The following is a 9,165-nucleotide window of genomic DNA, read 5'->3' on the forward strand; positions in this document are numbered from 1 at the left end:
AGGGGAACTATGCGGCGGCGAACATGTTCCTGGATGGTCTGGCGGCGCGCCGTCGGGCGCGTGGGCTTGCGGGGGTGTCGTTGGCGTGGGGTTTCTGGGCCGAACGCAGCGATATGACCGGCCACCTCGCCGACGCCGACGTTGCCCGGATGGAGCGGAGCGGCGTGATCCCGCTGTCGTCGGATGAAGGTCTCGCGCTCTTCGACGCGGCGGGTGCCGTGGACCAGCCGCTGCTGGTCCCCGTGCGGATCGCTCCGACGGTGCTCCGTGGTGGCGCAGGGACCGTTCCTCCGTTGCTCCGACGGCTGGTGCGTACCCCGTCGCGGAGGGCGCTGACGGATGCGGCTACGGGCATGGACACGTTCCTGCGGGGTGACCTCGTTCGCCTCGCGGGGCTTTCGGAGGCCGAGCAGGAGCAGACGCTGCTGGATCTCGTACGTGCAGGGGTCGGCGCGGTGCTCGGCTACTCCGGTGTGGACGAGGTCGAGCCGGAGCGTGCGTTCAAGGAGCTCGGGTTCGACTCGCTGACGGCCGTCGAGCTACGGAACCGGCTGAACACGGCCACCGGGCTGCGCCTGCCTGCCACCCTCGTCTTCGACTACCCCTCGCCCCTGGCGCTCGCCCGCTATCTCCGCGACGAACTCCTCGGCAGGAGCGACGATGCGGCTGTCGACGCTGGACGTCCTGCGCCGGTGGCCGCGGCCCAGGACGAGCCGATCGCGATCGTGGGAATGAGCTGCCGCTTCCCGGGTGGGATCAAGTCCCCCGAGGACCTGTGGAGGCTTCTGTCCCGCGGCGGAGACGCCATCGCCGGCTTTCCGGATGATCGTGGCTGGGACCTGGAGGGGCTGTATCACCCGGATCCCGATCACAGGGGCACGGCGTATGCGCGAGAGGGTGGTTTCCTGTATGACGCGGGTGATTTCGAGCCGGAGTTCTTCGGTATTTCGCCGCGTGAGGCGTTGGCGATGGATCCGCAGCAGCGGTTGCTGCTGGAGACGTCGTGGGAGGCGCTGGAGCGGGCCGGTATCGACCCGGCGTCGGTGCGCGGCAGCCAGACCGGTGTCTTCGCCGGAATCATGCACCACGACTACGGCTCGGCTGCGGTGCCGGACGGCGTCGAGGGCTACATCGGCAACGGCACCGCCGGCAGCATCGCCTCGGGCCGGGTCTCCTACACCTTCGGCTTCGAAGGGCCCGCGGTGACGGTGGACACCGCCTGCTCGTCGTCGCTGGTGGCGCTGCATCTCGCGGCTCAGTCGCTGCGCCAGGGGGAGTGCGCGCTCGCGCTCGCGGGTGGTGTGACGGTGATGTCGACCCCCGCCCTGTTCGTGGAGTTCAGCCGTCAGCGGGGGCTGTCGGCGGACGGACGGTGCAAGGCGTTCGCGGGGGCCGCCGACGGTACGGGGTTCTCCGAGGGCATCGGCATGCTGCTGCTGGAACGGCTCTCGGACGCACGGCGCAACGGCCACCGGGTACTTGCCGTCGTCCGCGGGTCCGCCGTCAATCAGGACGGCGCGTCCAACGGGCTGACGGCCCCCAATGGCCCGTCGCAGCAGCGGGTCATCCGGGCCGCCCTGGCGAGTGCTCGGCTGTCGGCCGCCGAGGTGGACGCGGTGGAGGCACACGGTACGGGCACGACACTCGGTGATCCCATCGAGGCACAGGCGCTGCTGTCGACCTACGGACGGGAACGGGGCGCCGAGGACCGGCCGCTGTGGCTGGGGTCGGTGAAGTCGAACATCGGTCATACGCAGGCGGCTGCCGGTGTGGCCGGTGTGATGAAGATGGTGCTGGCGATGCGGCACGGGGTACTGCCGAAAACGCTGCATGTCGATGAGCCGTCGCCGCATGTGGACTGGTCCGAGGGCGCGGTGCGGTTGCTCACGGACGCTACGCGTTGGCCGGAGACGGGCCACCCCAGGCGTGCGGGTGTCTCCTCCTTCGGCGCCAGCGGGACCAATGCGCATGTGATCGTGGAGCAGGTCCCCGAGGAAAGGCCGGTCGCCGAGCCGGTGACCGACGGGCCCGAGGAGTCGGTGCTGGTGCCGTGGGTGGTGTCGGCGAAGTCCGAGGGCGCGTTGCGGGCACAGGCGAGGCGATTGCTGTCGTCCGTACGTGGCGAGACGGACGCCGAGGCGGCGGTCGTGGACGTGGCCTCGTCGCTGGTGACCACGCGCTCGGTGTTCGAGCATCGGGCGGTGGTGCTGGCCGGTGACCGTAAGGGCTTCGCCGCCGGGCTGGGCGCGCTGGTGGATGACCTACCGGCGGTCGGTGTGGTGCGGGGTTCGGTGGTGCCGGGGAAGCTCGCGGTGTTGTTCTCGGGTCAGGGTAGTCAGCGGGTCGGGATGGGCCGGGAGTTGTATGAGGCGTTCCCCGTGTTCGCGGACGCCTTCGACGAGGTGTGTGGGCATTTCGAGGGGGTGTTGGAGCGTTCGCTGCGGGAGGTGATCAGCGGGGACGCGCCGGGGTTGGATGAGACGGTGTTTGCGCAGTGTGGGTTGTTTGCGGTGGAGGTGGGGCTGTTCCGGTTGGTGGAGTCGTGGGGTGTGCGGCCGGATTTCGTGGCGGGGCATTCGATTGGTGAGTTGGCGGCCGCTCATGTGGCGGGTGTGTTGTCGCTCGCGGACGCGTGTGTGTTGGTGGCGGCTCGTGGGCGGTTGATGCAGGGGTTGCCGTCGGGTGGGGTGATGGTGTCGGTGCAGGCCGCCGAAGCCGATGTGTTGCCGTTGCTGGCGGGTCGTGAGGCCGAGGTGAGTGTGGCGGCGGTCAACGGTCCGCGCTCGACCGTGATCTCCGGTGCCGAGGAGGCGGTGATGGAGGTCGCCGGGCACCTTGAGGTCCAGGGCATCAAGACGAAGCGGCTGCGTGTTTCGCACGCTTTCCACTCGCCGTTGATGGAGCCGATGCTGGCCGAGTTCCGGCAGGTGGCCGAGGGGCTGTCGTATGCGCCTCCGCGTATTCCCGTCGTGTCGAATGTGACGGGCGCGGTCGCTGATGCCGAGGCGCTGTGCTCGGCCGCGTACTGGGTACGGCACGTCCGCGAGACCGTGCGCTTCGCCGATGGCATGGCGGCTCTCGCGGAGGCGGGTGTGACGACTTCCCTGGAGCTGGGCCCGGACGGGGTGCTCTCCGGCATGGGACAGGAGTGCGCGTCGGACGTCGAGTTCGTCTCCGCACTGCGGAGCGGCCGGGACGAGATCGCCACGCTCCAGGAGGCGTTGGCCCGGATCTTCGTCCGTGGGGCTCAGGTGGACTGGACGGCGTTGCTCGCGCCGACCCCCGTACGCCACGTGGAGCTGCCGACCTACGCCTTCCAGCGGAAGCGGTATTGGCTCGAGGCCGGTGGGGCGGCGGGAAACGTGGCCTCGGCGGGGCTGAGCTCCGAAGAACACCCCCTGCTCGGTGCCGCGGTGACGCTGCCCGACTCCGACGGGTGCCTGTTCACCGGTCGGCTGTCCGCGCGTACGCACGCCTGGCTGACCGACCACGCGGTAATGGGCTCGGTGGTGGTGCCGGGGACGGCCTTCGTGGATCTGGCGCTGCACGCGGGTGGCCGTTTCGGCTGTGACCGCGTGGACGACCTGGTGCTGGAAGCGCCCCTTGTCCTTCCTGAACGCGGTGCGATCCAGCTCCAGGTGATGGTGGCCGGAGCCGAGGACGACGGCCGTCGACCCGTCACCGTCTATTCCCGGCAGGAATCCGGTGATGAGGACCAGCCCTGGACGCGTCACGCCACCGGCGTCCTGACTCAGGCCGGGGGACCGGAAGCGGCGATCTCGGCCGAGCTGAGTGTGTGGCCGCCCGCGGATGCGGAGGCGGTCGACATCAGTGGTATGTACGAGCGTTTCGCGCTGGGCGGGCTCGCGTACGGGCCGGCGTTCCAGGGCGTGCGGGCTGCCTGGCGGCGCGAAGGCGAGGTGTTCGCCGAGGTGGCACTGGCCGAAGAGCAGTGGCCGGACGCGACCCGATTCCGTGTGCACCCCGCGTTGCTCGACGCCGCCCTTCATGTGGCGGGGCCCGGTGGCCTGGTGGACTCGGATGCGGAGCAGGTCCGTTTGCCGTTCGCCTGGAACGGGATGTCGGTGCACATCACCGGCGCGACCACGGTCCGCGTACGGCTGGCGGCGGCCGGGGCCGACGGTCTGTCGCTCGACGTAGCCGATGAGACGGGCCGGTTGATGGCCTCGGTGGCAGAGCTGGTGACACGTCCGGTCTCCGCCGAGCAGATCGACGCCGCGCGGGGCGCCTCCCATGAGTCGCTGTTCCAGCTGCGATGGAACGCCATGCCACTCCCGGCCGACGCGCCGTCCACCGCACACTGTGCGCTGATCGGTGAGGAGGACGGCGGGCTGTCCCTGGCGCTGCGGTCGGCGGGCTGGCAGGTGCGAACACACCCTGATCTGTCGGCTCTGGCCCAGTCCGGTGCCGAGGGTGAGCCCGCGCCGGAGTGGGTGCTGCTGCCCTCCGCGACCGGCGCCGGTGGCGACGACCACGGAGGTGTACGTGGCGCGGCGCACCGGGCGCTGGAGTGGGTGCAAGAGTGGCTTGCTGAGGAGCGGTTCGCCGACGCCCGCCTGGTCATCACCACCCGCGGCGCCGTCGCTACCTCCTCGACCGAGGGCGTGGACGACCTGGAAGGGGCGGCGATATGGGGCCTGGTGCGGTCCGCGCAGGCCGAACACCCCGATCGCTTGCTCCTCCTCGACGTGGAGGATCCCACAGAGCTCGGCTCCGTTCCGTTGGCCGCGGCCCTTGCCTCGGGCGAGCCGCAGTTGGCCGTACGCGGAGGGCGCGTACTGCCGGCGAGGCTGGTCCGAGCCGAGGAGCAGGCGGAACGGGGACCCTCGGCGGCATGGGACTCCGAGGGAACGGTCCTCATCACCGGGGCCGGCGGCACCCTGGGCGGTCTGCTGGCCCGGCACCTGGTGGCCAACCATGGTGTGCGTCATCTGGTACTGCTCAGCCGCAGGGGATCGGCGGCCGAGGGCGCGGCCGAGCTGGCCGATGAGCTGACCTCGGCCGGGGCATCGGTGACCTGGGCAGCCTGTGATGTGGCCGACCGGGACGCCCTCGGCGCGGTGTTGTCGGACATCCCCGCCACGCATCCGCTGAAGGGCGTTGTCCACGCCGCCGCCGTGCTGGACGACGGTGTGATCGCGTCGTTGACTCCGGAGCGGCTGGACACCGTGCTGCGACCGAAGGCGGAGGCGGCCCTCGTCCTGCATGAGATGACGGCCGGGTTCGACCTGTCGGCGTTTGTGGTCTTCTCTTCGGTGGCGGGCATGTTCGGGGCCGCCGGGCAGGGCAACTACGCCGCCGCCAACGCCTTCCTCGACGCGCTGATGTCACAGCGCCGGGCGCAGGATCTGCCCGGCCTGTCGCTGGTCTGGGGCCTGTGGGAGGAGCGCAGCGGGATGACCGCGGGGCTGGCCGAAGTGGACAGGCGGCGGATGGACCAGGTCGGAATCTCCGGCCTGTCGTCGGCCGAGGGGCTCGCACTGTTCGACGCCGCCTGCGCAAGCGATGGCCCGGTCGTCGCCGCCGCACGGCTGAACACGACGGTCTGGAGGTCCGCCGCACACGGCGGAGTCGCCGAAGTACCGCATGTCCTCCGGGAATTGGTCCGCATGCCCGCCCGCAGGGCGACAGCGGAAGCCACCGGAGCGGCGGAGGCGTTGCGGGCACGCCTGGCCGGAGCCTCGTATGCGGAAGGCGAACGCCTGGTGCTGGACACGGTACGGCGGAATGTCGCCGCGGTGTTGGGTCACGGCGGCCCGGAAATCGTGGAACCGGGCCGTGCGTTCAAGGATTTCGGCTTCGATTCGCTGACGGCGGTGGAATTGCGCAACCGGCTCGGCACGGTGACCGGACTCCGTCTGACCGCGACACTGGTCTTCGACCACCCGACACCTACCGCCCTGGCCCAGCACCTCCACCATGAGCTGACGCGGGACGCCGGATCCGCCGCCACTTCGGTGCCCGTATCCGTGGGCCTCGATCAGCTCGAAGTCGGTCTATCGACGATGACCTGGGAGGAGATCGGCCGCACGGATGTGGCGTCACGCCTGCGGGAGCTCTTGGCAAAGTACGGCGACGCACGGGAAGTCCCGAACGACAGTGTTGCTCTCGTCGACCAACTCGAATCGGCGACGGATGGCGAACTCTTCAAAATGGTGGACGAGGATCTCGGAATTCTCTGAAGCAACAACCCTCCGCAATTTGCCGGCAGCCTTGTGATTGGGAATGCGCGATGAGCAACGAAGACAAACTCCGGGATTACCTCAAGCGAGTCATTGCCGAACTCCACCAGACGCGCCAGCGCCTTCAGGACGCGGAGTCCGCGGACCACGAGCCGATCGCGATCGTGGCGATGAGCTGCCGCTACCCGGGCGGGCTGCGCTCGCCCGAGGAGCTGTGGCGGTCGGTGGCCGCCGGCGAGGACGCCATCTCGGGCTTCCCCCAGGACCGCGGCTGGGATGTGGAGGGGCTGTACGACCCCGACCCGGGCTCGGTCGGCAAGAGCTATGCGCGCGAGGGCGGATTCCTGGACGGCGCCGGTGACTTCGACCCGGCGTTCTTCGGGATGTCGCCGCGCGAGGCCCTCGCGACGGACCCCCAGCAACGGCTGCTGCTGGAGACGGCATGGGAGGCGTTCGAGCGGGCCGGTATCGACCCGGAGTCGGTGCGGGGCAGCAAGACTGGTGTCTTCACCGGTGTCATGTATCACGACTACGGCACCGGTCTGACGTCGCTGCCCGCAGGCGTGGAGGGCTATCTGGGCAATGGCACCGCGGGCAGCATCGCCTCCGGCCGGGTGGCCTATACCCTGGGCCTCGAAGGCCCGGCGGTCACGGTCGACACGGCGTGCTCCTCGTCCCTGGTGGCGCTGCACTGGGCCGGTCAGGCCCTTCGGCGCCAGGAGTGCACACTCGCCCTCGCGGGTGGCGTCACGGTGATGTCCACCCCCGGAACCTTCGTGGAGTTCAGCCGTCAGCGGGGCCTTGCGCCGGACGGCCGGTGCAAGCCGTTCGCGGCGGCCGCCGATGGCACGGGCTGGGGCGAGGGCGTGGGCATGCTCCTGCTGGAGCGGCTCTCGGACGCGCGGCGCAACGGCCACCCGGTGCTGGCGGTGGTACGCGGCTCCGCCATCAACCAGGACGGTGCGAGCAACGGCCTCACGGCGCCGAACGGTCCGTCCCAGCAGCGGGTGATCCGCCAGGCGCTGGCCGACGCCAGGCTCTCCGCCAAGCAGGTGGACGCCGTCGAGGCACATGGCACGGGCACCACGCTGGGCGACCCGATCGAGGCACAGGCCCTGCTGTCGACATATGGGCAGGACCGGCCCGAGGACCGACCGCTGTGGCTCGGCTCCATCAAGTCCAACATTGGCCATACGCAGGCGGCGGCGGGCGTGGCCGGCGTCATCAAGATGGTGCAGGCGATGCGGCACGGACTGCTGCCACAAACCCTGCACATCGACGAGCCGTCGCCGCACGTGGACTGGTCGGCGGGCACGGTCAGGCTGCTCACCGACGCCACACCGTGGCCGGAGCGCGACGAGCCCCGTCGGGCGGGTGTGTCGTCGTTCGGCATCAGCGGCACCAACGCACACATCATCCTGGAGCAGGAGCCTTCGGCCGAGCCGGATGGCGAAGCACCGGTGGAGACAGGGCAACTGCCTTCCGGCACCGTGCCGTGGCTGGTCTCGGCGAAGTCCGAGAACGCCCTGCGCGCCCAGGCCGAACGGTTGCTCGCCCACCTGGACGCGCGGCCGGAGACGGTCCCCACCGATATCGGGTTCTCCCTGGCGGCGACGCGTAGTGCGTTCGAGCATCGTGCGGTGGTGCTGGGATCGGACCGGGCGGCTCTGGACGAGGGGCTGCGGGCGCTGGCTGATGGCAGTCGTGCTCCGGGGTTGGTGCGGGGTGGGGTTGTGGGTGCTGATGGTCGTGCGGTGTTGGTGTTTCCGGGGCAGGGGTCGCAGTGGGTGGGGATGGCGGCGGGGTTGTTGGAGTCTTCGCCGGTGTTTGCGGAGCGGGTGGGTGAGTGTGGGGCGGCGTTGGCGCCGTTTGTGGAGTGGTCGTTGGTGGATGTGTTGCGGGGTGGGGAGGGTGCTGCGGGTGCGTTGGAGCGGGTGGATGTGGTGCAGCCGGTGTTGTGGGCTGTGATGGTGTCGTTGGCGGAGTTGTGGCGTTCGTACGGTGTGGAGCCTGCTGCTGTTATCGGTCATTCGCAGGGTGAGATTGCGGCGGCGTGTGTGGCGGGTGCGTTGTCGTTGGGGGATGCGGCGCGGGTGGTGGCGTTGCGGAGTAAGGCGTTGCGGGCGTTGTCGGGTGGTGGCGGCATGGTGTCCGTGTCACTGCCGGTGGAGGTGGTACGGGAGCGGCTGGCGGCGTGGGGTGAGCGGTTGTCGGTGGCGGCGGTGAATGGGCCTTCGGCGGTTGTTGTCTCGGGTGACGCGGATGCGTTGGATGAGTTGCTGGTGGCGTGTGAGGCGGAGGAGATCCGGGCGCGGCGTGTTCCCGTGGATTACGCGTCGCATTGCGCTCATGTCGAGGCCATCGAGGACGAGCTTCGGCACGCCCTCGTCGGGATTGCTCCCCGGTCGTCGTCGGTGCCGTTCTATTCGACGGTGACTGGTGGGGTGCTTGATACGGCGGGGCTGGATGCCGGGTACTGGTATCGGAATCTGCGTCAGACGGTGCGCTTCGATGAGACGGTCCGGTCCCTGTTGGCGGATGGCTTCCAGGTGTTTGTCGAGGCCAGCGCCCATCCGGTGCTCACCATGGGTGTGGAGCAGACGGCCGAGGATCACGGCACCCGTGTCACCGCCGTCGGTTCGCTGCGCCGTGACGAGGGTGGCCTGGACCGTTTCCTGACCTCCGTGTCCGAGGCATACGTGGGCGGGGCCTCCGTCGACTGGGCGAGCATGTTCGCGGGGACGGGGGCTCGGCGGGTCGAGTTGCCCACGTATGCCTTCCAGAAGGAGCGGTACTGGCTGGAGTCCGCGGGTGCGGCTGTCAGCGCGGGTGCCGCGGCGGGCCTTGGTCTGGGTTCGGCTGATCATCCGTTGTTGGGTGCGGTGGTGGGGTTGGCGGGTGTGGATGGGGTGTTGTTGACGGGTCGGTTGTCGTTGGTTTCGCATGGGTGGTTGGCTGATCA

The 9,165-nt window shown here is 69.8% G+C and carries 2 protein-coding genes; both read left to right on the top strand.

Features of this window, described 5'->3' with window-relative positions:
- The coding region (locus J5X86_RS49720; RefSeq protein WP_208523163.1) for a type I polyketide synthase at positions 1-6,203 on the top strand (6,203 nt) is incomplete at its 5' end.
- A 50-nt stretch (positions 6,204-6,253) separates the two neighbouring features.
- Positions 6,254-9,165, top strand: a 2,912-nt coding sequence (locus J5X86_RS49725; RefSeq protein WP_208523164.1) for a type I polyketide synthase, incomplete at its 3' end; no start/stop codon positions are given.

This window comes from Streptomyces sp. NEAU-YJ-81 (assembly GCF_017592595.1).
Taxonomy (GTDB): Bacteria; Actinomycetota; Actinomycetes; order Streptomycetales; family Streptomycetaceae; genus Streptomyces; species Streptomyces hygroscopicus_B.